Raw genomic sequence first — 26,087 nt, forward strand, 5'->3', positions numbered from 1 at the left:
GCTTACTCTGTACTTTCAACAAAAATCGAGGGGCTTTGATTAAATCTCCCCGTGAAGTAGCGACAAAACTTTCAATCCCCGCGTCGATTCCTAAACAGGTCTTCCCAACTGTCATATCGGGAACTAATTCCGGAGATTGGAAAGAAACCGAAACGTAAAATCCCGACGCTTTGCGGATAATTCGAGCTTGTTTAGGCTCAAACCCAGACGGGTACTCCCTAGATTTCCTAATCCGAATTTTTCCCAATTGTGGAAAATTCAAACATCCATCCCCTAGAAAGTTTTTTGACAGCGCAGGAAAAACAAAACTCCGCATCTTTTTCTTAAATCTAGGAAAGCCAAAGCCTTTCGATTTTATCTGGTCAAAAGCTTTATCTAAAGTTTTTAAGACTTGCTGTAAGACTTGAGCGTTAACCGTCTTTAATATCGGATAGATTTTTTTAGCTTCCGTTAGATTTTTGGCTTGAACGAAGTAATTTGGATAGGGTTCATCCGCAGGAATTATGTACTCGGAAACTAACGAACAGCGATCCGCAAGACAATTTCGAGAGTTCAACCAATCTTTCCGTTCCGAGAGCGCGTAATTGTAAACGCTTTTACAAACATCAAGAATGTGGACGATCTCTTGTTCCTGTTGCCTGTTTACCTTTAGTTTGTACTGGTAGGTAAGCGTTATCACTGTCGTTCGTTTTGTGATGTACAATCAGATTATAACATTTACCGCCTAATATGTTAACTGATTACCATCATGAATTTCGCTCTGTTTACAAACTTACTGCTCATGTGGTATTTGTCATCAAATATCGGCGGAAAGCTATTAACAATGAAATCTTAGCCCGACTTAAAGAAATCTTTGCGTCAACGCTCACAAAATGGGAAAGCGCGTTGCTTGATTTCAATGGTGAATCGGATCACGTTCACCTAATTATCGATTACAAGCCTGACATCGCTTTATCCAAACTAATCGCTAATCTTAAAACAGTTAGTAGTCGCTTAATTAGAAAGGAATTTCCGGATTTGGCGGCAAAGTATTTCGACAATAAACCTTATTTTTGGACGGGAGGTTATTTCGTGGCTAGTTGTGGCGGCGTTACTGTCGAACAACTAAAAAAATACGTCGAGAACCAAAAAAACTCCCCGAAAGTGGAAACGCTACCGCGTTAGTTTCATTCCGGTGGCGATTCATCTCCCGTTAACCGCTACGCGGTTTAACGGGAGTCCTCTCGCGACCTTGAGATAGAGCTTCTAGGATAAAAAACCATTGAAAAGACGTGATCAACGGTTTTTTTGAGCTTAAAGCTTATCCCTATATGGGTTTAAAGCTATTTTTGTTCTAGGTTTTGTTGAGGTTCCACTAAGAGGGATGTCTAATTATATCAATTCTCCAAAATCCGGCTACAAGAGTTCGATCCCCCTGCCTTCGTCTCCCTTAAAATGGGAAAAAGGGGAAATGAGAACTTAAATTCGATAATTCGATCTGTAGTTTTGATGGGTGAGAATTGGTATTAATTAACTTTTACCCAAATACTGCGGAAATATTTTTCGGGACTATTTTTATCGATAATATCTTTACAGGGAGTATTACCAACTCGCTCGATTGTACCATCATCGCTTAAAATCTGAAAGCGATCTGGGAAATGGGGATAAAACAACAAAGCTTCTGGACGAAAACCTTCAGGGAATTGCAGTGATTCTATCTTTTCTGGTGCATCTTCTTTTTTTCCTGACCAAGTATAGAAAACGAATTGATCGCCTCCATGAAATTCTCCAGCAATAATTAAATATACTTCTAAAGCTGGCCAAAATTCAATGCTACGAATTCCTAATCCTCCCAAATCTAGCAGGATAGGATCACCAAATTCAGCTTTAGCCGTGGTTGAATTAGTAACTAAACTCTTGGGATTTTTTAGGGGTAATAAAAGAGCTTTACCGTTGGGGACAGGATTACGAAAACCGATTAAGATATTTCCGTCTGGAGTTGCCGTTAAACCTTCAATATTTAATCCTCCTTCAGCTTTGGAAGCTTTGGTTTCTGCTGTTTTGAAATCAAATATTTCAGCCAATTGAGAGTCTTCGATAATATCGCGCAATACTAACTGAGTATAAGACTCACCCACTTGAACTATACTAGAGCCGTCATCGGTAATTTTACTGGCAAAAAATTGATGACGAGGGAGTTTTCGTTCAGCATTTTTATTGCGGCCATGGGAAGTAATCCAATAGATTATGTCATTTAGTACAGTTACCCCCTCCAAGTCGATTTCTTTATTTTTAAGATTGTTCTTCACCCAACTATTAATGTCAATTGTTTTCAGGGCTTTTCCCGACTCTTGAGAGGAATAAATCCAGAGAAAATTACCTAATTTTGGATCCGCCTCATCATTACCAACAACAAATTTATTTTCTCCTAAAGCAGTGGCTGCAGAAGCATCACAAATTCCTTGATGTTTGATTTTTTGGATAATAGAAAAGTTGAGAGGTTTCATGATTGTATTCTCCTTATTAACTGGAAAAGTGAGGATTGAGAAAATTATAGGTAATAAAAGACAAAAAGACAAGACATTACTAGAAATAATCTGAGAAAGGACTGGTTTAAATAACTAATTTCTCCTAATTTCAAAAGTTTGTCGAGTGTCATAATTTATGTTAGTCCCTCCAAGACCCGATGATTCCTCCCATTGACCTAACGTCAAGGCAAAAGGTTTTGGGATCAAAGATCGGTTAGTTAGGGAAATAATTGGGGAACACTTTAACTCATTCAATAATAACTATAGATAAGCAAAAAATACTTAAATGTAACAAAAAAATACATAAGTGGGGAGGTGTAATTAAATATCAGACTTATCGAGGTTGAATTGAGCCACGAACCCCACAACCGGCATAGGTGATCAACTAAAGATGAAGTGTAATACTAAATCCGGTTATTAAAGAATGATTATTTATTCCTCCTTTTGCCTATTGCAAGAGTGCATGAGTGCCTGTCCTGATATGTAGCCTATGCTCAACGGATTTAGTGTAACCTAATTTGGTATCGACGACCGACTCCCCAAAACCAAAAATTCGTACCTCACCATTAAGATAACTGCTATAAAAACGCGGATATCACTGCCAATAGAGTTCGGTTTTACCGTTATGGGATGAGCATTAACGGGGGTAATATTCTAGGTAAGGAATTTGTATCTAGTCAGTGATGAAGACGATGTTAAAGGGGTCTTTACCGAAATTAAGCGATATTTTCCCGCCGACTGACCATCAGGACCGGGAAACTTTCACCCCCAATGCTTTTTATCCTAATTTATCGGAATGGCTCAAGCGAGCGCAACTGAAAGCGGAAAGTGAATGGTTCGCAGCGATCGCCGCTTTAGAAAATATCTTATTACAAAACCAAAATAATGCTGCCGCCGGTCGGGGTTTAATTCTCTCCGGTCCGACGGCTTTAGTCAGAGAAAGTAAGGCTTTAACGGGTTTTGAATTTGGTGTTTTTACCGTTAAAGCTTTAAAACATTTACAATGGCCGGGTTTGCAATTGCCTTCTCAGGAAAAATCCGCCGCCGATGTTTCCCCGACGGAGATTCATGAATTGCCTCTCTTGCCAACGGATCCGATTGCTAATGAAAGATTTTGTCTGGTTTTTAGCGAAAGTTTCGCTCTTTTGCTGGTTTTAGGCGAGGATCAGTGGGGTTTGTCCTCTTTTCAATTTTCCTTTGATCCCGTCCTCACTCAGCAAGCCTGGCAGCAGTTGCGGCAACGATTAGTTAATCTGCGTTATCCGCAAATCGGGACTTTAGAGGCAATTATCGAGGCTAATGGCAGTCCCTCGCCGGATTACCGTCTAGTTAGCCAATTTAGTCGCCAATTACTGCAAAATTTACCCAACCAGCCTAATTTAGACCTGAAAAAAACGAAATCGCCTATCAATGCCGAAATCACTCCGCCAAAGGAAGATAATTCTAATTTAGAATCGGGTTGTGATTTGGAGTTATTGCGAGCTTTAACCCACGAAATTCGCACCCCTTTAACCACCATTCGCACCATTACCCGATTATTATTAAAACGGGCAAAAGTAACGGAAGATGTGCAGAAATATCTAGAAACAATCGATTTAGAATGTAGTGAACAAATTCAGCGCATGGAATTAATTTTCCGAGCCGCAGAATTGGGTATTAATCCTCTGGGGGATAAACCGATTCAATTAATTCCAATTGCTCTAGAAAAAGTCTTTCAAGATAGTATTCCCCGGTGGCAAAAACAAGCTAAACGGCGCAATGTCAATTTAGAAGTTAATGTACCGAAAAAATTGCCTTCGGTAATTAGTGACCCGAATTTATTGGATCAAATGTTAAATGGAGTCGTGGAAAAATGTACTCGCAGTATGGCTAGTGGTGGCCTGTTGCAAGTACATATATCAACGGCAGGAAATCAATTAAAAATGCAGTTCCAAACTCAGGTAAAATCGCCTAATCTTACTCTCAAAGCTTTAGGAAAAGTCTTAATGTTTCAACCAGAAACGGGTAGTTTAAGCCTGAATATGAAGGTGACTAAAAACCTTTTTCAAGTCTTGGGAGGTAAATTGATTGTGCGTGAAAAACCCGAAGAAGGTGAGATTTTAACCATTTTCTTGCCCCTCGGACGCATTAAATAAGTTGAGATTATTCTGAATTTTTCATCTTGAAAAATAGGCAAAATTGCCAAGAGGATGCTATACTAGGGCAACAAACATTATTGATAGTTGCCATGGAAAAAACTGTTTTAATTTTAGGTGGCACTGGTCGCATTGGTCAAAGTGTCGCCCTAGATATTATTAATCATACTGCAGCTAAAATTATTATCACAGGACGCAAGGAAAAAGCCATTAAATTACTGCCAAGAATGCAGTTTTTGGCTTTGGATTTAGAAGAAATAGACAAGCTTAGACAGGCAATTAAAAATAGTGATTTAGTCGTTCATTGTGCCGGTCCCTTTCATTATCGCGATGGCAGGGTAGTAAAAATTTGCATCGAAGAAAAAGTCAATTATATTGATGTTAGTGATCATCGTTCTTTTTATCAAAAGTTAATCCCCTATCGAGAATTAGCGATAAAAGCGGGAATAACTGCCGTGGTTAATACGGGAATTTTCCCCGGTATTTCTAATAGTATAGTGCGAGAGGGAGTCGAACAGTTAGATAGGGTAGAAACGATCCGTTTAAATTATGCCGTAGCCGGTTCCGGAGGTGCGGGATTAACTGTGATGCGGACTACTTTTCTCGGCTTAAAAAAGCCTTTTTTAGCTTGGATTGAGGGACAATGGCAAGAGATTGAACCCTATACTGCTAGAGAAGTAATTGACTTTCCCGCTCCTTTGGGTAAAACTGGTGTTTATTGGTTTGATATGCCAGAAACCTATACTTTTGCTGAATCTTTTCAAGTGCAAAATGTGATCACAAAATTTGGTTCTATTCCCGATTTTTATAATCATTTAACTTGGATTACTGCCCATATTTTCCCCGATGCTTGGGTAGAAAGTTCTCGGGGAATCGAGTTTTTTTCCCAAGTTAGTTATCGCATGACAGAAGTAACCGATAAATTTTCGGGAATTGGGGTAGCAATGTTGGCAAAAGTGGCCGGATGGCAAGGGCAGCAAAAAGCAGTTTATCAAGCGACTATGGTTCACGAAAACACTGCCCAAGCAGCGGGTTGGGGAACTGGCAGCGTGGCAGAATTAATCTTAGCGGCAAAACTCGAAAAAGCCGGGATTTATCCGGTGGAACAGGTGTTATCCACAGAACTATTCCATGCTACGATGAAAAAAAGAGGTATTAAACTCGATCGCTCCTGTGCAATTGTGGCTTAGAAGATGAAAAAAATCTGGCGTTACTTAGGGCTGTTTTGTTTAGTTTTGTTACTGACTTTATCCCCTATCTTCATGATAGCGGCCCAGAATAATCCTGCTAAACAAGGACAGGAAACACCCCTGGAAACTTTGGGAGAAGTTTTTCCCGTCATGCTTGATAATCAAGAACTTTTTACGATTCGGCAAGGAATAGGTTCTTTTTCAGCGCAAGAAAGAGCGAAATCGATTACAGCCAGAATTGAAAAAATTGCCGATGACGATGCTCTTTCTCCTGAAGATTTAACCATAAAAATCGATCCTGAAGACAAAAACCCTTCGATTATTTTGGGAGATACGGTTATTGCTACTATTACTTCTAAAGATGCCAAATTACACGCGGTCAGTCAAGAAGTATTGGCCGAACGAGCTTTAGCAAAGATGAAAGCAGCCATTGTCCGTTATCGTCAAGAACGTCAACCAGATAACCTCTTAAAAGATGCAGTTTTGACGGTAAGTGCTACCTTGGCCACGGTCTTAATTTTCTGGGTAATAATTTTTATATCTTCGCGGGTTTTTCCCCAGATTCAGAGATTAATCACCTCCCTAGTTCCTGGGGTCGTATTCCAAAATTTTGAGATTATTAGTTCCCAGACAATAGGAATTTTTTCCCTAAGAGTTTTGCAATTTATCCGCACTCTGATTATTTCAACTATTCTCTATTTTTATTTAACTTTTGTCCTTCGTCTTTTTCCCTGGACTAGAAAATTTGGTGATGGTTTTCTGCAATACTTTTTTAGTGCTTTGGAAGTTATTTCCCAAGAGATAGCAAAATATTTACCCAATATTTTTATTATACTGCTAATTGTTTTTATAACTCACTATCTGTTGAGAGCAATTAAACCATTTTTCACTGGATTGGAAAGAGAAAATTTAGTAATCCATGGTTTCTATCCCGATTGGGCAAAACCAACCTATAATTTACTGTCACTGCTGATAATTGCCTTAGCTATAGTCATCGCTTTTCCCTATCTACCCGGATTTAATTCTCCTGCTTTTCAGGGGGTGTCGGTATTTTTAGGGGTGCTATTTTCCTTGGGTTCCACCTCTGCTATCGCTAACGTGGTAGGAGGAATTATCCTCATCTATACCCGCTCTTTTCAACTAGGAGATAAAATTTCTATTGGTGATGTTATTGGAGATGTGATTGAAAAAGGATTATTAGTCACCCGTATTCGCACACCAGCTAATAGAATTATCACGATTCCTAATTCATCGCTGTTAAACACCAATGTGATTAACTTTAGTGTCTCTCAAAGGGAATTCAAAGAGCCTTTAATTTTGCAAACCACAGTCACTCTCGGTTATGATTTACCTTGGCGTAAAGTCCACGCAACCCTGAAAGAAGCAGCCCTAGCAACTAAATTTATTGTCTCAGAACCTGCTCCTTTTGTCTTGCAAACCAGTCTCGATGATTTTTATGTCAGCTATCAGCTAAATGCCTACACCGATCATCCTAGCAAAATGGTGTATATTTATTCTGAATTGCATCAAAATATTCAGGATAAATGTAACGAAGTCGGTATCGAAATTATGTCTCCTCACTACAAGGCTCTCCGGGATGGCAATCACAGCACTATTCCTGAAAATTATCTGCCGGAAGATTATCAAAGTCCTGCTTTTGGTATTCAGTCAAATCCTCAGAAGTAATAATTTTCCTAATAGCTTTGATTGCGTTTGTCAAGCCCTTTTGAGTTATTGTTGATAATTCTTCACCAAATTCACAATTAATAGCAGGAATAAATATTCCCAAGGCCCTGGGATTTTGTTGATAAATTGCTTGAGTTAATGCTAATAAAGAAGCGGGACTTTCTGCATGACCGAAATTATTCCATTCGGTAACTGCCGCTAATTTTTCTATCCGGATATCGGTTTGACTAGATAAGACCGCATCAACAAAAATAACTAGGGAAGCATCAGCTATATCGGCTGCTAATTCCGGAGTCAATTGATGGGTAGCGATGACTTGCACATTAGTCCAATTCTCCCCGGCAATAATTTCGGCTATTCTCACTCCCACTCCGTCATCATTTCTTAAAGTATTACCGTAGCCGATGAGCAGTATTTTAAAATTATTCATGGTTATAGCAGTTATCTTAATGATGAGGTACAAAGTGGAATTAAATATAAGATGAACGTAGGTTGGGTTGAAGCATGAAACCCAACGCCCGCTCATGTTACGCTACCGCTAACCCATCCTACAAATAATTGTGCCTCCCTACTTATAAAAATCTTCGAGATGTTGTTTTAGTTGACGAATTGCCATACTACTATTGCGATTGTCGGCAATTTCTCCACAGAAAGAAACTAAATTTTGTAGGTTAAAGTTAGGAAAATATTGACTTTGATGGCGAGGGATATACTCTTGATTCTCTAGCCAATAAATATAGAGAGTTTTCTGACGATACAACCAAATTTCAGGCACTTGATAAGGCAGATAGTCATCCACATTCGAGTAACTGGTGACATCAATTTCTAATACTAAATCGGGGGGAGGATCATTTACCCAGTCAATTCTGGCTTTCCCTGCTATAGCCGGCCAATGGTCAATATAAAAACTATAATCTGGTTCAATACCACTTGTTTCTGGTAATTCCATGGTTACGGGAGTAAAAGCCTCGTACTCACGCCCCAGATAATCCAATAAGGTGATGATAATATTAGCAATTAAATGGGCATCACGTCCATGCTTAGGAAGTGGAGACATAAGCAAGACTTCTCCATTGTGATATTTGATTTTAGGCTGAGAATTGTCGCCCCTTTGCCGAGACAAAGTTTGATAATCTAGCCAAGTGGCAGGTAATCTCACTAAGGATCCCGCTGGTAGCTCGATTTTATCTAGTGAAACTAAGGCAAACATGGCGCAAGGTTCCAGGTAAATGATCAGAAACGCTGTAAAATAAGTATAGGATATTTTCGATACTCTCGATGCACAGCTTAACCTAATCGATAAATTAACTGAGTCTGGTAAGAAAACTTAAGCCTTGATAGTAGTTTCTTGATGAGCCAAAAATTATGCTATCGACTAAGACAGTTTCCCCCCATATTATTCCCCCTCTCGAAAATGGCGATAGATTAACCCGTCCCGAATTCGAGCGCCGTTATCAAGCAATGACACGGCTAAAAAAAGCTGAATTAATCGCAGGAGTTGTTTATATGGCAGCCGCGGTGAGAGCCAAAAACCACGGTAAACCCCACGCTAATATTATCGGTTGGTTAACTGCCTACGAAGTGGCGACACCGGGAGTAGAAACACTGGATAATACTACTGTGCGACTTGATGGGGATAATCAACCACAACCAGATGCTTTATTAAGAATAGAAACCGGTGGACAATCAAGCATTAGTGAAGATGATTATGTAGAAGGCGCGCCGGAATTAATCGTGGAAATTGCCGCTTCTACTGCTTCCTACGATTTACATGAAAAACTCAAAGTTTATCGTCGCCAGGGAGTACAAGAGTATATTATCTGGCGAGTTTATGATGTTCAATTGGATTGGTTTCGCTTAACTGATGGGGAATATTTGCCCCTAGAATCTCATCAAAATAACATCTTTTGTTCTCAAGTCTTCCCCGGATTATGGCTGGATAAAAATGCTTTATTATCGGGTAATTTATCCGAAGTTTTGGAGGTGTTAAAGCAAGGAATAGCTAGTCAAGAACACCAAAATTTTTGTCAAACTTTGGCTAATAAATAACCCGGATAAACTTGATTTTTTTCTTAGTTGCCTAGGGATGGCTCAGAAAGATTAGCTGATTTTTCTTGCCAATCTTGACCGATTTTAATCGTCACATCAGAAGCGAGATTCCCCGTACTTTCCACCAAAACTTCCCCGACACCAAGGCTATTATGCAGGGCAGCAGCCAGGGAATTATCCCCTTTTTGAGCAATAATTTTGGTAGTTTCTAGAATTGGCGATGAAGACTTAGAGACAAAAACATTTTCATAACCCAATGAGCGCAGATAGCTGACTAGAGTTTGCACCGCTTCTGGATTATCGGTGCTGTCTTCCACAGCTATGCGAGTCGGTTGCGTCGTTTCCTCAATGTCAGCTATAAAAGAGCCGTGGTTAAAATGTTGAGCCACTAGCTCTTGAATTTTACTTTGATTGGGCAACCAATAACTGATCCCCTGCCGACCATCACCATTAAAGTCTCCGGGTAGCAGTAGCATTTGCACATCAGCGCGCTGAGTTTTGGAGGCAAAGCCGGCTAGGGCGAGTAACTCCTCTAAACTGAGATTAGTATCGATATGAGTGCGGATAACCTCGATAATATCGGGAATTTTCAATAAAGTTGCTGGTTTTAGGGTTTGTTCTACTAAAGACCGCATTAATTGCTGTTGTCGTTGGATACGACCGATATCGCCGTTAGCATCGTAACGAAAACGGGCAAACTGGAGGAATTTCTCGCCGTTGAGGTGTTGTTCCCCTTTTTTCAGGTCAATGTAGAGGTGTTGACTAAAATCTTTGTACTTCATGTCTTTGGGAACATATACCGTCACCCCCCCCAAAGCATCAATTAATTTTTCCACACCCTGCACATTAATGCGAATATAGCGATCAATAGCCACTCCGTCCAAAAGATGACTAACCGTTTCCGCCGTTAAAGCAGGTCCACCGAGGGCGTTAGCTTCATTGATTTTTTTCTCCCCGTAACCCTCGATATCGGTGCGGGTATCCCGGGGGATGGAAAGCATGGTTAACTTCTGTCTTTGGGGGTCAAAACGCAGTAACAGCATGGTATCGGTTAAACCATCCAAGGAATTAACCGGGGCATGATAACCCAAATCTGGGGTTTGTGCCTCCTTGACATCGGATGTCAACACTTTCGCGCCAACTACCAGAATATTAACGGGACGGTTGAGGGCGGGAAGTTGCAGATTTTGATAGGATATCGCCTGCTGATTGTTAAAAGCGGCGGCTTCTTGGGGACTAAGAGCAGCTTGTCGCAAAGGTGTGGAGGAGAGAGACACAGCCAACATAGCCCCCGCCGTAGCGGAAACTAGGGCGCAGCCAGTTAAGCCTAGGGCTGTCAGGAACCATTTACCCGACAATCGCCGCTTTTTCACAGGTTTAGCTGCTAATTTGCTTGATTTTCCGCTTTTAAGCCTTGATTTCGTCTTATTAACCACAAATTGCCTCACACAGTCACTAATTATCTCCCTAAAACCATATTTTAAAGGGATGAACTATTTTTTTTCTCAGATACCCGGAAAAGATTATTAAACTAATCGGGTTTTCTAGAGAGTTAGCAGATAATATAGCAGAATTTTTCCTTATAGTTCTTCTGCATGGCAATTTTGTCGAAATATCTAGGGTTTGTTTCGTGGGAGTGGGAAGTGGGGAAGTGGGGGAAGTGGGGGAGCGGGAAGTGGGAAGTGGGAAGTGGGGAAGTGGGGAAGTGGGGAAATTGAACTAAAACCCCAAAACCCCAAAACCCCAAAACCCCAACCCCCAACACCTAAAACCTGTCTCGGAGTCTGGGAGTCTCCTATCTCCTCATTGGCTGATTTTTTTGTGCAGAAATAACTTTTGTGGTCGATTAAATAACCAATTGATCAACCAACCGTCGGTTTTTTGCAGACGATAACCGCTACTTAAGTACAGTGACTGGGCCGCTAGATTATTATCAAGAACATGGAGGGAAAGTTCCTCAAAACCCCATTCTCTAGCGATCTGTTCACACTTGAGCAGCAATCTCCGGGCCAGACCGGCACGCCGGCGATCGGGACTAACGGCTAAATTAGAGATATAAGGAATGGGAACAGCTAAAAAAGAACTGGATTTTAAGCCGATTTCCGCCGTAGCAACAATAATTTCCTGAGGACCCGTGGCGGTGACGCTGGTGTGACTGACTACCAGACAGTGATAGTAAGGGGTATCGGCGCGCAATCGTCCCCGTAAGTCCTCGTAAATGCCTAATTTAAAGATAGGACGCAGAAAAGACCAATAATTGGCCGTGGGGAAAAAACTATCGGTGAGAATTTCCGCCAAGCTTTTGAGATCTTGGCTTTGGGCCAAACGCACCTCGACGGCAATGGCGGCATTGTCACCGGTCGCTTCCGAGTCGGAGGGATTAGACAATAGGTATGAGATAAAACAGGAGTCCACTTTAATCACAGGAGTCGGCAGGGAAGGTGGGGATGGCAGTCCTTATCTGGGAAAGGTAAATAGGGGTAGGAGCTAGTTGGGAGAATCAAGCATCTATCTTAAGGAGAAGACCGCAATTTTTCAAGACTACTGAATCAAAATCTCATCCATTCTACTGCCTATAGCCCCAGCTGGGGGAAAGACCGCTATTTTTCGGGAATTTTTTTTGATCTCCAGGCAATGGTTAAGATGGGATGATGCCGGTCAGAACTAATCTCTTTCTTTTTGGGTCAATTAACTATATTCTTTAATCTAATCTGTCCTCCTATCCCCTCCATGATCAAAGAAATTTCCGCTTATTTGCAAGTGTTCCGCAGTCAAAAAATGGCGGCTTTGTTATTCTTAGGTTTCGCTTCTGGATTGCCCTTTTTTCTCACCGGTCGCACCCTGCAAGCTTGGATGACCACCGAAGGAGTTGATCTGAAATCGATCGGTTTATTTAGTTTAGTCGCTCTCCCCTACTCTCTCAAATTTCTTTGGTCTCCCTTACTCGATCGCTATCTTCCCCCCGTGCTTGGTCGTCGTCGCGGTTGGATTTTAATCGCTCAAATTTGTTTAACTTTAGCGATTGGTTGCATGGCTTTTCAACAACCGCAACGATCTTTAGAATTATTGGCAATTAATGCTTTACTGATTGCTTTTTTTAGTGCCAGCCAAGATATTGCCTACGATGCCTATCGCACAGATATTTTAGAAAAATGGGAGATGGGGGCTGGGGTAGCGATCGGGGTTTTAGGTTATCGTTTGGCTTTAATTTTAACCGGTTCGATCGCTTTAATTTTAGCCGATCACTTTCCCTGGCCTCTCGTCTATCTTTTCCTAGCTGGATTGATGGCTTTAACGATTATTTGGTCTTTTTTCGCCCCAGCTACTCCCCCTAGAGATGATACTCCTCAAACTCTTTTAGAGGCAGTTTGGTTGCCTTTCCAAGAGTTTTTTCAACGCTATCGATTAGGTCAAGGAATCGGCATTCTCGCCTTTATTGTTCTCTATCGTTTAGGGGATGCTTTAGTTAATAATATGGTGACTCCTTTTCTCTTAAAAACTGGTTTCAGTCAAACCGATATCGGGGCGATACAAGGCGGCATGGGCATGATAGCAACTATGGTGGGAGTTTTATTAGGTGGTTCCCTGTTAAGTCGTTGGGGAATTAATCGATCGCTCTGGATATTTGGTGTCTTGCAAGCTGTTAGTAATTTAGCCTATTTTATTTTAGCAAATTTAGGGCAAAATTATCCTTTTATGGTCTTGGCTATTAATATTGAAAACTTCTGCGGTGGCTTAGTAACTGCCGCTTTTGTGGCTTTTTTAATGAGTCTTTGTAATGCTCGTTTTACCGCTACTCAGTTCGCCCTTTTATCGAGTTTAATGGCCTTTAGTCGCGATATTTTGGTGGCTCCCGCCGGAGTTTTAGCTGAGGCGATCGGTTGGCAGTGGTTCTTTTTAATCACGGTAATTGCCGCTTTACCCGGGTTAGCGTTATTGCCTTTATTCGCTCCTTGGCAAGAGCAGGATTCAGCTAATTTATGAGCTAGGAAGTGATGATTTATTCCTCCGATTTCACTCGCATAACTACTAAAGTCATATCGTCGCTACTGTCATTTACCAACCCAGTAAAAGCGGCAACTTTCCCAAATAAATATTCTAGAATCTGTTCGGGATCGGTGTATTTTTGACAGGCTTCTTTAACTGCCGATAGCCAATTTTTCTGCTCAAATCTTTCTCCTTTCGAGTTAACTGCATCGGTAAAGCCATCGGTATAATAGATCAGCGTATCTCCCGCTTCTAATTGCACTTGGGCATCGTCATAGATAGAATCGGCCTCTAAACCCACTAATGTCCCTTCCGTGTCGAGAGACTCTAACTCTCCCGTTTTGGCCCGCCACCAGAGGGTGGGATAATGGGCAGCATTACTGTAGCCAAGACGGCGCGTCAGGGGATCATACTCGGAATAAAATAATGTCACGAAACGATGAGAATTATCGAGATCGGCATACATAACCCGATTGAGATGACGCAAAATCTGGGCCGGGGAGTGACGATTTAACACTTCCGCTCGCAACATTCCCCGGGTCATGGTCATCAATAATCCTGCTGGGACACCTTTACCCATGACATCACCGATCACTATACTCCAAGGAGCGGTACTGGCTTCCATTTCCGCCTCCCTTGCCGGTTTAAATTGATCGTAATTGCAGGGGATAAAATCATAATAATCGCCACCAACGCGATTAGCCGTTTGGCAGTGGGCTGCCAATTCTACCCCCTGAATTTTCGGACATTGCCGGGGTAAAAGACGATTTTGGATTTCGGCAGCGATTTCTAACTCTCGATCCTGACGTTCCTTAGAACGTAATTCGATCGTTAATTCATTATTAGCTATAGCCACCGCCGTTTGATCGGCCACTAGCTGCAGCAGTTTACGACGGGTGGGTGTCCAACCATAATCGGGATCGCGACTGAAAACGTATAAACGCCCCCGCTCACTATTTTTTACCAAAACAGGCGTACTATAAACCTGCGTACCTTGTCCGAGAGTTTGCCGGATCTGATGGTCGAGACTATCGAGAAGCGATCGATGATTTTTATTCTCAAGTGCCGGTTCTTGGTTTAATTGTCGGATAATTGCCTCTAATTGTCGGCGTAGTTCCCCATTAATTTGATTATCTTGGCAATGGAGTTGATCAAGCGCCACTTGACCGTTATTTTTGCTCAAAATCAATGCCCCTCCCTCCGCGTCTGCCACTCGTGCGGCCATCAAGGGGGTAAGATCGAGGAATTGGTTTAAATTATTGAAACTCCGCAGGGCAAAACCGAGGGAACTTAAGAGATTTTGAACTTTGTTTTGTTCGCGATATAAACTGGCGACTAACTCTTTTAAGGCTAAAATTGGCTTGATATCGGTACTGTGATCGCCCATATTGACGGTGGGAGTGGTGAGGGTGTCGCTCGGTTCCGGCTCAGAAAGCATAAAATGATCTTTGTGGCGGTGACATGATTATAGCTAGATGGTCATTGGGTTATGACCTGTTTAAGTCTAACAGTATAGTGGATCTTTTCCTGACCGCCACAATTTAACCCTGATGTTTTACTATTTCTGTTTTGTCACACCGAAGGCTGAGGCTGATAGCTTGACCCTATAATAATTAGAAATATGTAACTCGATCAACTGACTTTATGACCTTGCCTCTCGATGTTCCCACGGCGATTAATCAACGTCGTTCCATTAAAAATTTTACCACCGATCCGATCGCCCCAGAACTGCTGAAAACCCTAGTAGAATTAACCGTTGCCGCACCTAGTAGTTTCAACATCCAAGATTGGCGAATTATTTTAGTACAAGATGAGGCACAAAAGGCCGCTTTAGCCGAGGCCGCTTGGGGACAAAAGCAAATTATCCAAGCGCCGGTTACTTTTGTTTTCGCTGCCGATGCTGCCGCAGGAGGAGGAGATCTAACTCCTATCTATGAACAGGCTCTCAGTACAGGTGCCTGGAACGAAGGCACGGTAAAATATTTTCAACAGGCAATCCCGGGATTTCACAGGGATTTGGGCGAAAAAACCCGGGAATACGCGATTAAAGATGCCATGATCGCCGCTACTCATCTGGTTTTGGCTGCCGAAAGTCTCGGTTTATCTAGTTGTTTTCTCAACGGTTGGATCGAGGACAAGGTAAAAGCTGTGATTGGTGCTGCCGATCATCCCCATCTGGCGATCGCTGTTGTCGTTCCCATCGGTTACGCGGCGGAACCTCGGCTTAATCCGGGGCGTTTACCCTTAGATTACAATGTTTTTGTGGATCGCTTGGGTAATCCCTATCAAATCTAAACTTTAGCGATGACTTTCTCTCCCTCAGCTTGGTTAACGCCCTTTTTTAACACTCCCCTTTGGCGCGCTGGGGGTGTGTCGATCACTCTTGGTTGGATTATTGGTACTCTTATACTGTTTATTCTTGTCACCTGTCTGACGATCGCTTTTAAAAGTTTAATAAAAAATCGTCTGCTGAAAAGTATCGGTTTTGATGAAGGTAATCGAGAAGCGATCGCAACTCTGGCTAGTTTTGCTTTTGGGGCTTTTGGTTATATTATCGCCCTACAATTGACTGGATTCAATCTCGCTTCGATCGCTGTTTTAGCCGGTGGTTTGGGGGTGGGTATCGGTTTCGGTTTGCAGGAGTTAACCAAAAATCTCACCAGTGGTTTAACTTTGTTGGTGGAACGCAAGTTAAAAGTGGGCGATTTTATCGAATTTGAGCAAACAAAGGGTTATATCCGGGAAATATCGATTCGTTCCACCACCATTCGCACTGTGGATGGTGCAGAGTTAATCGTTCCTAACACAATCTTAACTAGCAATCGCGTCCAGAATTGGCATTATCCCGACTCGCGTATTCGAGTCATTGTGCCGGTGGGAGTTGCCTACGGTACAGATCCTTTGATAGTGACGGAAATTCTGCTGCAATCAGCCTATATGTCGGGAGAAATTGCCTTTAATCCGCTTCCCAAGGTGATTTTTAACGGTTTTGGTGATAGTGCTTTAAATTTTGAGTTGTGGGTATGGGTGGAAAAAGTCGAACGGGCCGTTTTTATGAGAAGTTCCCTACACTTCATTATCGAGCATAATCTGCGTCATCGGGGCATAACGATTCCTTTTCCCCAGCGAGAGTTATGGTTGCATAATACCGACAGTTTTGAGGCAGTTAAGGAACAGGATCAGGAGATAGTTAAACCTGCAAAACCGCTATCGTTAAAAGAAATGTTATTGGAGGTGAGTTACTTTCAACATTTTAACGATCTGCAATTGCGTGTATTAATTGAAATGGGTTGTCGTAAACATCTCCAGGACGGGGATATTTTAATTAGACAGGGAGAAAGAACTAATTATTTCTGTATTGTTTTGCAGGGACAAATGGATGCTTTTTATGAAAACGATAAAATCAGTCGTAAAATTTTTACTTTTAATAAAGGTCAATATTTTGGGGAATTACCGTTAATATTAGAGGTTCCCTATCCCACCACTATGCAAGCAGTGGGGGAAACCTTGTTATTTTTGCTCGATCGTCAGGGGTTTCAGCATCTTATCACTACTTATCCGGCTCTAGCGGAGGAATTCACTCAGGCACTCACCCAACGTCAAGAGGAATTGCGCGAATGTCAGCAGAAATTGGGAGAAATGGGGCTTTTAGACTCGGAAGACCTGAAAAATCCCGTCTCTTGGCTGCGACAACGGTTAAAGAGCTTTTTTGCGACTTAAAAGGGAATGACAACAGATTTACAGCCTTTTTTCTCTAGCAGTTATCTTAATGATGAGGTACGAAGCTGAGAATAGGGAGTCGCTACCTGCGGACAACTGATCAGATATCCCTGTTGTTTTCAGGGATGAGAAGATGTGGACTTCCAAACCCCCTCATACTCCCAGTCAAACCAAAATTTAAGTTATACTTCATCTATTTTAGCTTTTAATAGCAGGCTAGGGAAAAATCCTAAAATCCGAAAGAATAACCGATTTTTAACTTTAATTGACTTTGATCATTGCCATTAGTGGCAATATATCCCTCGATACCCCAATCGATCACACCTTGGCGATTAATTTGCTGACGAATTCCCATACCAGTGCGAATTAAAACCCCACCATTACTATTATCGCTGGTAATTACGCCCAATTCTGCTAAAAAAGTGCGATCAAAACGTTTCGGATAACCAATTGGTCGCGAGTAACCGAGAATTGCTGCCGGTAAAAAAGATTGATCGCCGTCATCGGGATCGGTTTTTATGTTTAAATCGAGATTAAGATGCAAGCGATCGAATTGACCAACAGTTTTACTGGCAATTCCCCGCAGACGAAAATCTAATCCCCTAGCATTATTTCCCGTCGGTAATCCTAAATCGGTACGAATGGCAAAAGCGGGAATATTATCGTATTCACGATTGAAATTATAGAAAAAACCTACAGATAAATTTCCCACATCAAAATCCGTATCATCACTATTAACTCGACCTCCCACCTGCGGATCGATGCCGATAATAATATGACCATTGCGAATAATACCGTTGAGGTATTCAATATCAAACTCACCCCCAAGATTACTATTTTCAGGAAAGACTAGACTTCCTCCAAATTCTATCGATTGTTCCCCAAAACCAAGACTTTCAGCATCATCAAAAGAAAGGGGACGACCGGAATCAAGATTGTTATGATCGTTGGCAAAAACTGGATTAGTAAAACTGGCAACTAAACCCACAGCAATTAATAAAAATCTTCTCATTTTTTCAGTTCCTCTTGATCATTGCTGTCGTCAGGTTTTTTCTCCGTATTAGGAGGGTTTTCTGGAGAGTAATTTTCGTGGTTATGGTGTTGGTGATCTCCTCCCTCATCTACTTGAGAATCATCAGGTTTTTTCTCAGAATTATCATGATTATCGTGATTATGACCTTCGTGAGAAATATCTGTTGGCATTAATCCCATACCCGGAATTCCTGACTCAAAACGATGATCATGTAGTCCTTCACCACCATAATTTTTTCCCGCTGCCATTCCTTGATGATTAGCAGCCATTACTAACCAAATAGCGCGGGTAATTTGTTCGTCTTTTTGTTGGGGAGTTAGCCAATCTGATGCCAGAATATCATTAACCATATCGTGCAACATATGCAGGTTATCGAAGGTGTTAGATATTGCGGGAAAACGTCGGGCAAACTTGGGACTAAGTTCGGCAAACATCGGCATAAAAGCTCGATCGGTGCGATACAATTCCTGACTATGGTATTGTTTTCCTACCTGTTTATAAGCTTGTTTTTGTTCTTCTAGCGTCTTCTCATAGAGCAAGTCATACATTGTTCCTTGTAACCAATGGTAGCCCCAAAATAAGCCATTAACTTTCGGATATTTCTGGCGAAAGGCTTTAGAATAAGGCTGGGAATCCAGATAACCCATATTCATGGGTAATCCCGTAATCGCATAGGGAACTTTTGTCAAGTAAAATTGATATAATTTTTCAATTTCCGCCTCTTTTTCCTTGTTGGTTAATTTGCTGCTGGCTAAAACATCAACGGTTTGAGCATGGAAAATATGCGCCCACTCGAAAACCTGTTCTAAAACACCGTATTTTCTGCCAAAAGTTGGGGAAATATTACCCTCATCGGGCATAAATTTAGGCGGATTTTTTAAAACCCAATTAATTTTTTGGTATGTCTTAGTTTCTAAATCTTTCGCTTTTCCTGTTACGATATCTTCGTAGGCAAAGGCATGACCAACAGCGATCGCATTCAAGTCTAAAGCTAAATCTCTGACATTATAAATGGCATTGTTATAAACCCCTCTTTGGGGATAAATATGATTACGTTGCTTGTTATACATCCAAGCTGGTATATTATCAGGAATTGCTTGTAAAGTCTGAGTTTGAGGTGAATCAAGATGTAAATGTTGAGCAATGACAGGAGTAGAAATCATTGCTACAGTTACCAATAAAATTAACTTTTTCATGATAGTTAAACCTTGAGATTAGGGCAAATAAATTGATCGTCTTTTACTGGTGTATCCGTCCATCCTTGCAGGGTTTCGGTTAATTGTTGACGCAATAAAAGCAATTGTTCCACTTGTTGATCGATCTCAGCAATATGTTTAATTAATTTTTCTTGAATATCTCCACAGGGTAACTCACCATGGTCATGAATTACTAAACATTCGCGGATCTCTTGCAGACTTAAACCCAAAGATTGTAATCTTTTGACAAACAGCAAGCGATGGACAGTATCGGGAGTAAATAGGCGAAATTGTCCCTCTGTCCTCTCAGGGGACTGAATTAGTCCTAATTCCTCGTAATAACGAATCGTTTTAATTGAAACACCACTTTCTAGGGAAAGTTGACCGATTTTGAGCATTATTTTTGCTCCTTAATCCTATCGTTACCCTATTATAAAATCTCCCCCTGACTGGAGAATCAAGGGGGGGGAAAGAAATATTTTTTTAACTGACTTTACACTCAACTCCAAAACCGACCAAGAGAACTTTTTCCAAGGGTTCCCCCTCCTGGGGACGTTGATAGTTAATAATTTTGCGAATTCGCAGGTCTGGATTGATTAAAGTAATTGAATCCACGGAAACACTGCGAGTATAATTGGTGGTCATTAATAACTCTCTGGTAGTGGAATCAAAGCGAAAAGCGGAGATAATTGGTCTTGCTTCTTCGTAGGCGCGATCACGAAGATAATCCCCTTCTAAATAACCGTTATTTTCTGCTTTAACCACAAATAAAAGATTAAGATTTTGTCGCACTTCTTCCCCTTTTTCCGAGATGGTATAGAAACCTAAATTAAACCCGGGGATACTTTCTAAATCCGCAATATCAGGATAGTTATTATCTGTCAGAACTTTCTGTTTAATCTCCCTAGTCAGGGGTTGAATGAGGAATTCAGTACGGGAACGTTCCACTTCTTGATCGGCTAGATAATGATAGGTTCTTTCCGTTTGCCAACTACCGACACAATAGGCAAAAAATTGCTGAAAAACTTCGGTATTCATAGACTTCATTCTCCTCTTGTCAGTATTTTAATTTTGAGTTATTTTATCAGTAACTTGTTCCCGATTTTCAAAACCATAACAATCTCGAACCAGATAAAGTGGTCGGCCCTTTACTTCCTCATAAACCCTGCCAATATATTCGCCAATAATACCAAGAGTCAGTAATTGAATTCCTCCTAAAAATAAGATAGCAACCATCAGAGAAGCGTACCCGGGTACATCGATTCCTAAAATGATAGTCCTAAGAATTAAAAAACTAGCATAAACAAGACTAACAAGTGCAATGATAAATCCTACATAGGTCCAGACTTTCAGAGGTAAAAAACTAAAAGAGGTAATACCATCGATGGCAAAATTCCATAATTTCCAGTAATTCCATTTAGTTTGTCCTTGATACCGGGGTTCTCGATCGAATAAAATTGATGTCTGTTTATATCCCACCCAAGCAAATATTCCTTTCATAAATCTTTGACGTTCGGGCATCTTTTTAATTGATTCTACCACTCGGCGATCAATCAAGCGAAAATCTCCCGTATTAGGGGGAATAGGAACCCGACTTAATTTATTAATGACTTGATAGAAACCTTCTGCGGTGAAACGTTTCAACCAACTTTCGCCAATTCTAACCCGACGGGACGCATAAACCACATCATAACCCTGCTGCCATTTTTCGATCATTTCGGCAATTAATTCGGGGGGATCTTGTAAATCAGCATCAATAGGAATGACTGCCATTCCTTGACTGTAATCAATTCCTGCTGACATGGCAATATCTTTACCAAAATTCCGGGATAAATTAACCACTTTAATTTGTCGGTAACGTTGATGATATTCCAGGAGATTTTTGAGAGTATTGTCACGACTACCATCATTGACGCAAACGACCTCATAACTGGTATTTAGTGTCTCTAAAACCGCTAAAAGTCGCCCAAAGAGAGCATCGATATTTTCTTCTTCGTTATACAGAGGAACAACAACAGATATTTTCACCGGTATTTGATTTGATAGCATATTAATTGACAAAAAAATAGAGAAATTTCCTAACAAATATCAGCAGTTAAAACTTGTTCGTACTTACCTGCTGCTTGCTGCCAAGTATAATTATCTTCGATTAACCTGCGAGCATTTCTAGATAATTTTTCTCGTAACTCTGCCGATTCAAAAAGACTACTAATCGCCGTACAATATTCATCAATACTATTAGCCCTTAAGGCTGCTAAAGGAACATTATTTCCTGCCACTGTTAACCCTTCTAAACCTCGATCACTGGCTACCACCGGCACTCCCGCAGCCATAGATTCTAGGGTTTTAAACTTCATTCCAAAACCCGTTCTTAGGGGAATAACTGCCACAGTTGCCTGATGAAGATAGGTGGTCATTGATGGTACTCGTCCCGTCACAATCACTCCTTTTAACTTAGTTAATTCTTGCACTTCTAGGGATGGATTAGCACCGACTAGAGTTAAAGTAGTATCGGGGTAAGTAATTTGAAGACGAGGTAAAATTTCCCTAGCTAAAAAACAGGCCGCATCGATATTAACCCAATAATCTAACCCACCGATAAAAACTAAATTATGTCCAGCAGGCTCCTCGGGACGATAAGGAAATAAATCTAAATCGACTGCATTAGGAATTAAATAAATCTCTTTCTTAGGAGCGAATTCTCGCATTTGTTTTTGATCATCATCGGTGGTGACGACAATTTTTGAGAATTTCTGCACAGTTTTTTGTTCGTAGCGACGCAGGAGAGGAAGGTAGAGACGATCCCGTAATTTTTGACTAGAAACCCCAATTTCTAATTGACTTTTGCAGGTTTGATAGAGGGAACTATGCACATCAATTACTGTCCTAATTTGCCTTTGCCATTCGGAACGAATATAAATTTCATTAACGCTATGTTCACTGGTAATGACTGAGAATTTTTGACTCTTAACTGCCCTATCTATCCAGTTCTGCATCTCTTGAGAATAGCCAAAAAGTACATTGGGAGGGGTTCCCGTTTTCAGGAATTGAGCTAATCTTTGCAGTTTAGCAATTATTCCAGTTTTGGCATCTTGAGGACGGGGAAAAACTACCAATTCACTAACAAAGTTACCTAACTTTTCTACCTCCTCATCGCTGACATCAGCAGTACGCTGAACGATGAGAGTAATATCATGATTTTTGCTGAGATACTTGAGTAAATTAAAAGTTCTGCCCTGAGTTCCTCCTTTGCTGGGTGGATAGGGAAAGGTGGAACTAATCATTAAGATATTCATGGCTATTTCTCTAAACGATTTTCTACCATCATGCGGACAATATCAGTCATTTTGTATTGTGCTTGCCAACCTAATTTTTCCTTAGCTTTGTTGGGATTGCCGCGACTAATGGCTAAATCTGTTGGTCTTAATAAACTTCGATCGGAAATTACATGATCTTGCCAATTTAAGCCCACAGTAGCAAAAGCTGTGGCCACAAAATCCTCCAGTTTTGAACTTTCTCCCGTGGCAATGACGTAATCATCGGGTTGCTCCTGTTGCAGCATTAAATACATCGCTTCAACGTACTCCGGCGCCCAACCCCAATCCCTTTGAATATCCATATTTCCTAAGTGTAAAGTCTCGGGACTTCCTTGGGCAATTCTAGCCACGGCAGCAATAATTTTTTGGGTAACAAAGCGCTCGGGACGCAGGGGAGATTCATGATTGAAAAGTATGCCTGAACAGGCAAAAATTCCGTAGGCTTCTCGATAATTAGCCACTTCCCAAAAAGCCGCCGATTTGGCCACAGCGTAGGGACTGCGAGGACGAAAAGGGGTATTTTCGTCGGCAGAATTATCGCCGATATCCCCGAAACATTCACTCGATCCGGCATTATATAATTTAATTTTTGCTCTGGTAAATCGAATTGCTTCTAAGAGATTTAAGGTTCCCGTGGCAATACTTTCTAAGGTTTCCACTGGCTGCTCGAAGGATAAACCCACAGAACTTTGTCCAGCCAAATTATAGACCTCATCGGGCTGAATTTTAATTAACATCTGTAGGACACTGCGAAAGTCATTCAGTGCCATTGATTCTAGTTTTACCTGTTCCTTGATTCCCAAACGTTTCAGGTTACTAAAAGAGGACATTTGGGCATCCCGGGAGGTGCCACAAACTGTATAGCCGGCTTTTAACAGTAATTCGGCTAGGTAGGCTCCATCCTGCCCCGATATACCACAAATTAACGCTTTTTTACTCATTTATTTACAATAATTTACTTTTGCGGGTTTAACATCGCCTTGGCGGCCTCGCTTAAATAACCGATTTGTCCGTAGGCATAGAGAAGATTATCAAAGCTTTTAGCGGGATCATTGATAAATTTGACATATTTAACCAATCCTCTCACCAAACGCTCACCTCCTCGCCTAAATTGAGCCAATCCCGTCCTTCCTGCCACTTCTTCCCGGTAGTGTTCGCTGATGCCTTGCCACCAACTACGACGCATAAACCATTGACGATTGATTCTTTCCGGGGCAACATTGTGTTCCACCAGTGCTGCGGGAAAATAGCCTACTTGCCATCCCTGGGCGAGTGCTAGTTCTGTAGTGTATAATTCCTCGTTAGATAGAAGTTTTTTACCAATTCTTCCCAAATTAGGGTCAAAACCGCCAATCTTCTCCCAGAAATCTCGCCGGATTGAGTAATTAACCCCTCGCGGAGTTAAATCCGCTTGGCTGATATATACCACATTGTCGCCCAAATCGAAAGCCCCTAAACCCCCTGCTAACTCATCGGATAACCAATTGGGTTGACTGTAGCCTTGCGGCCAAATTAAGGTGACTTTTCCCCCAGCTACTGCCAGTTTTTGGTTATTTTCGTAGGCATTTAACAGAATTTGCAACCATTGAGGACTAGCGATCGCATCGTCATCCAAATAGGCTAAAATCGGCGCTCTAGTTTCCTTCGCCCCGCGATTTCTGGCGGTAGATAGCCCTAAAATAGGTTCGTAAACGTATTTTAGCCGCCCATCTCCCAGACGCGACTGGGCCACTTGACGGGTTTTATCGGTAGATGCGTTATCAACCACTAAAATCTCACAATCTAGGCAAGTTTGCGCCAAAAGACTATCGATCGCTCCTTCTAGGTAGTGATCGCGGTTGTGGGTACAGATAATCCCTGCTATTTTAGGAGCCATGGCTATCAAGGTTACTCATTCAATACCCTAAAACTTAACATTCCTTTGCAAAAATGTAAAAATACTTTTTTAACCTGGAGACTCCGAGACTCCGAGACTCCGAGATTGCTTTTTACTTATAGCGTTTCTCGTAAAGATGAAGTATAACCTAATTTGGTATTGACGACCGACTCCCCAAAAGGAAAACTTCCTATCTCACCATGAAGATAACTGCTATAACACTCTCCACTCGACCAATCTAAAACCTAATTTGTTAAGCTAAAAGCTTTGATGTACTTAGTTTATAACCTTCTTTTTAGGTAGGAGAATTGCCAGATACTGTCTTTTGCCTTTTGCCTGTTGCCTCTTGCCTTCAGAAGCTGATTACTGATTACTGATTACTGATTACTGAAAATATTATGCCGAAAGTAACTGTTTGTATTCCCACCTATAACCGCGCCGATTATCTCAGCTATTCGATTAATAGTGTCTTGCGGCAGACTTATGAAGATTTTGAGTTAATTGTTTGTGATGATGGTTCTTCTGATCATACCCCAGAAGTGGTGGCAGCATTTCGGGATTCGAGAATAATTTATCTGCGTCATCCCCAAAATCTTGGTAGAAGTTTAAATATGCGATCGGGTTTTACGGCTGCTCGGGGAGAATATTTTATTAAATTCGATGATGATGATGGACTAACTCCTGAATTTTTAGCGAAAACTGTCCCTATTTTAGATCAAGAAAAAAAGGTTGATTTTGTCTGTACCGATCACTGGATTATTGATAAATTTGGACAAAAAGTTGCCTCGGCAACCCAGGAAAATTCAGCAAAATGGGGCAAAGACAGATTACAACAAGGGATTATTACTGATTTAGAGAGACAAACTTTTTACTATCAAAGTTTACAGGTGGGTTCGACTCTTTTTCGTTATCAATCTTTAGCCGATGTGGATTATATGCGCTCTCCAGCGGATGGTTGTGAAGATTTTGATTTATTAGTGCGTTTAGCTTTAGCGGGAAAACAAGCTTATTTTCTGCCAGAATTATTAATGGAATATCGTTTCCATGGCGGTCAAACTAGCTTAAAACAAGCGGTTCACTTTTTGCAAGCAAAACTGTTTTGTACAGAAAGTTATCACTTTAATGATCTAAAATTAGAAGAAGAAAGAGTAAAAAAAGCGGCTTTTTTACAGGAATCTTTGGGAATAAAATTAATTGAAAAGGGAGAAACCGAAGCTGGGCGAGTTTTAATAGAAAAAGCCTCGCAATTGTTAGGAAAATCCCGACGAGCTAGACTGGGTTTACTGCTTTCCTATTTACCTCTAAATTTGAGACAACTGGCTTTTCAAGGTTTCCGTCAACTACGCTCCAAAGATTACGCCGAACAGGTAAGAGCCGTCTAAACTATAATT

The 26,087-nt window shown here is 41.2% G+C and carries 24 protein-coding genes; 9 read left to right on the plus strand and 15 right to left on the minus strand.

The window, feature by feature from the left end; genetic code table 11:
* A partial coding sequence (locus tag IM500_RS21190) for an RNA-guided endonuclease InsQ/TnpB family protein (protein ID WP_287739489.1) occupies positions 1-679 on the minus strand: 679 nt, incomplete at its 3' end.
* A gap of 50 nt (positions 680-729) precedes the next feature.
* Here IM500_RS21190 and tnpA point away from each other — a divergent pair.
* Positions 730-1,164, plus strand: a complete 435-nt coding sequence (tnpA, locus tag IM500_RS21195; protein ID WP_190719361.1) for an IS200/IS605 family transposase — start codon at positions 730-732, stop codon at positions 1,162-1,164.
* A gap of 341 nt (positions 1,165-1,505) precedes the next feature.
* Here the strand turns inward: tnpA and IM500_RS21200 are convergent, their stop codons facing one another.
* Entirely contained in the window at positions 1,506-2,486 is a 981-nt protein-coding gene (locus IM500_RS21200; RefSeq protein WP_190719365.1) for a DUF3616 domain-containing protein, read from the minus strand.
* Between the two features lie 713 nt (positions 2,487-3,199).
* On the opposite strand from IM500_RS21200, the gene IM500_RS21205 reads away from it, so the two are divergent.
* From IM500_RS21205 to IM500_RS21215, 3 genes are all read left to right on the plus strand, one after another.
* The gene (locus tag IM500_RS21205; RefSeq protein ID WP_353737931.1) at positions 3,200-4,642 is read left to right on the plus strand and encodes a sensor histidine kinase; all 1,443 of its coding nucleotides are present in this window, start codon (positions 3,200-3,202) and stop codon (positions 4,640-4,642) included.
* A 92-nt stretch (positions 4,643-4,734) separates the two neighbouring features.
* On the plus strand, positions 4,735-5,832 hold the full coding sequence (locus tag IM500_RS21210) for a saccharopine dehydrogenase family protein (protein WP_287739491.1): 1,098 nt from the start codon (positions 4,735-4,737) through the stop codon (positions 5,830-5,832).
* 3 nt (positions 5,833-5,835) lie between these two features.
* Complete coding sequence (locus IM500_RS21215) at positions 5,836-7,518, plus strand: mechanosensitive ion channel family protein (RefSeq protein WP_287739492.1); 1,683 nt, start codon at positions 5,836-5,838, stop codon at positions 7,516-7,518.
* On the opposite strand, the gene IM500_RS21220 is transcribed toward IM500_RS21215, so the two are convergent.
* On the minus strand, positions 7,445-7,948 hold the full coding sequence (locus IM500_RS21220; RefSeq protein ID WP_190719377.1) for a hydrogenase maturation protease: 504 nt from the start codon (positions 7,946-7,948) through the stop codon (positions 7,445-7,447). The genes IM500_RS21215 and IM500_RS21220 overlap by 74 nt on opposite strands.
* 138 nt (positions 7,949-8,086) lie before the next feature.
* The gene (locus tag IM500_RS21225; protein ID WP_287739493.1) at positions 8,087-8,728 is read right to left on the minus strand and encodes a Uma2 family endonuclease; all 642 of its coding nucleotides are present in this window, start codon (positions 8,726-8,728) and stop codon (positions 8,087-8,089) included.
* 155 nt (positions 8,729-8,883) lie between these two features.
* On the opposite strand from IM500_RS21225, the gene IM500_RS21230 reads away from it, so the two are divergent.
* Positions 8,884-9,567 (plus strand): Uma2 family endonuclease, encoded by a 684-nt coding sequence (locus IM500_RS21230; RefSeq protein WP_287739494.1) that lies wholly within the window; start codon positions 8,884-8,886, stop codon positions 9,565-9,567.
* 23 nt (positions 9,568-9,590) lie between these two features.
* Here the strand turns inward: IM500_RS21230 and IM500_RS21235 are convergent, their stop codons facing one another.
* Together IM500_RS21235 and IM500_RS21240 are read right to left on the minus strand one after the other, a co-directional pair.
* Positions 9,591-11,003 carry an LCP family protein gene (locus tag IM500_RS21235; protein WP_147072089.1) on the minus strand — a complete coding sequence of 471 codons (1,413 nt, stop codon included), beginning with the start codon at positions 11,001-11,003 and terminating at the stop codon, positions 9,591-9,593.
* Between the two features lie 367 nt (positions 11,004-11,370).
* Positions 11,371-11,991, minus strand: a complete 621-nt coding sequence (locus IM500_RS21240; RefSeq protein ID WP_287739495.1) for a GNAT family N-acetyltransferase — start codon at positions 11,989-11,991, stop codon at positions 11,371-11,373.
* 306 nt (positions 11,992-12,297) lie between these two features.
* Between IM500_RS21240 and IM500_RS21245 the strand changes: the two genes are divergently transcribed.
* On the plus strand, positions 12,298-13,551 hold the full coding sequence (locus IM500_RS21245) for an AmpG family muropeptide MFS transporter (RefSeq protein WP_190719398.1): 1,254 nt from the start codon (positions 12,298-12,300) through the stop codon (positions 13,549-13,551).
* Between the two features lie 16 nt (positions 13,552-13,567).
* Here IM500_RS21245 and IM500_RS21250 read toward each other — a convergent pair whose 3' ends face one another.
* On the minus strand, positions 13,568-14,992 hold the full coding sequence (locus IM500_RS21250) for a PP2C family protein-serine/threonine phosphatase (RefSeq protein ID WP_190719401.1): 1,425 nt from the start codon (positions 14,990-14,992) through the stop codon (positions 13,568-13,570).
* A gap of 206 nt (positions 14,993-15,198) precedes the next feature.
* Here IM500_RS21250 and IM500_RS21255 point away from each other — a divergent pair, with 206 nt between their 5' ends.
* Positions 15,199-15,849, plus strand: a complete 651-nt coding sequence (locus IM500_RS21255) for a nitroreductase family protein (RefSeq protein WP_190719405.1) — start codon at positions 15,199-15,201, stop codon at positions 15,847-15,849.
* Positions 15,850-15,858: 9 nt separating this feature from the next.
* Positions 15,859-17,274: a mechanosensitive ion channel domain-containing protein gene (locus IM500_RS21260; RefSeq protein ID WP_287739496.1), complete on the plus strand. Its 1,416-nt coding sequence runs from the start codon at positions 15,859-15,861 to the stop codon at positions 17,272-17,274.
* Positions 17,275-17,503: 229 nt separating this feature from the next.
* On the opposite strand, the gene IM500_RS21265 is transcribed toward IM500_RS21260, so the two are convergent.
* From IM500_RS21265 to IM500_RS21300, 8 genes are all read right to left on the minus strand, one after another.
* The gene (locus IM500_RS21265; protein WP_190719411.1) at positions 17,504-18,286 is read right to left on the minus strand and encodes a transporter; all 783 of its coding nucleotides are present in this window, start codon (positions 18,284-18,286) and stop codon (positions 17,504-17,506) included.
* Positions 18,283-19,503 carry a hypothetical protein gene (locus tag IM500_RS21270; protein WP_190719413.1) on the minus strand — a complete coding sequence of 407 codons (1,221 nt, stop codon included), beginning with the start codon at positions 19,501-19,503 and terminating at the stop codon, positions 18,283-18,285. The genes IM500_RS21265 and IM500_RS21270 overlap by 4 nt, the downstream gene beginning before the upstream one ends.
* Before the next feature lie 5 nt (positions 19,504-19,508).
* Positions 19,509-19,901: a MerR family transcriptional regulator gene (locus IM500_RS21275; protein WP_052275484.1), complete on the minus strand. Its 393-nt coding sequence runs from the start codon at positions 19,899-19,901 to the stop codon at positions 19,509-19,511.
* Between the two features lie 85 nt (positions 19,902-19,986).
* A complete protein-coding gene (locus IM500_RS21280; RefSeq protein ID WP_002804207.1) occupies positions 19,987-20,541 on the minus strand; it encodes a phycobiliprotein lyase in 555 nt (184 codons plus the stop codon).
* Between the two features lie 27 nt (positions 20,542-20,568).
* On the minus strand, positions 20,569-21,552 hold the full coding sequence (locus IM500_RS21285; RefSeq protein ID WP_287739497.1) for a glycosyltransferase family 2 protein: 984 nt from the start codon (positions 21,550-21,552) through the stop codon (positions 20,569-20,571).
* 29 nt (positions 21,553-21,581) lie between these two features.
* Entirely contained in the window at positions 21,582-22,799 is a 1,218-nt protein-coding gene (locus IM500_RS21290; RefSeq protein WP_190719420.1) for a glycosyltransferase family 4 protein, read from the minus strand.
* A gap of 2 nt (positions 22,800-22,801) precedes the next feature.
* A complete protein-coding gene (locus IM500_RS21295) occupies positions 22,802-23,761 on the minus strand; it encodes a GDP-mannose 4,6-dehydratase (protein WP_190719422.1) in 960 nt (319 codons plus the stop codon).
* A gap of 14 nt (positions 23,762-23,775) precedes the next feature.
* On the minus strand, positions 23,776-24,696 hold the full coding sequence (locus tag IM500_RS21300; RefSeq protein ID WP_287739498.1) for a glycosyltransferase family 2 protein: 921 nt from the start codon (positions 24,694-24,696) through the stop codon (positions 23,776-23,778).
* 398 nt (positions 24,697-25,094) lie between these two features.
* Between IM500_RS21300 and IM500_RS21305 the strand changes: the two genes are divergently transcribed.
* Positions 25,095-26,078, plus strand: coding sequence for a glycosyltransferase family 2 protein (locus IM500_RS21305; protein WP_190719426.1), 984 nt, complete (start codon positions 25,095-25,097; stop codon positions 26,076-26,078).
* Positions 26,079-26,087: the final 9 nt, after the last annotated feature.

Origin of the sequence: Microcystis sp. M179S2, assembly GCF_020245805.1 — a bacterium.
GTDB lineage: Bacteria > Cyanobacteriota > Cyanobacteriia > Cyanobacteriales > Microcystaceae > Microcystis > Microcystis aeruginosa.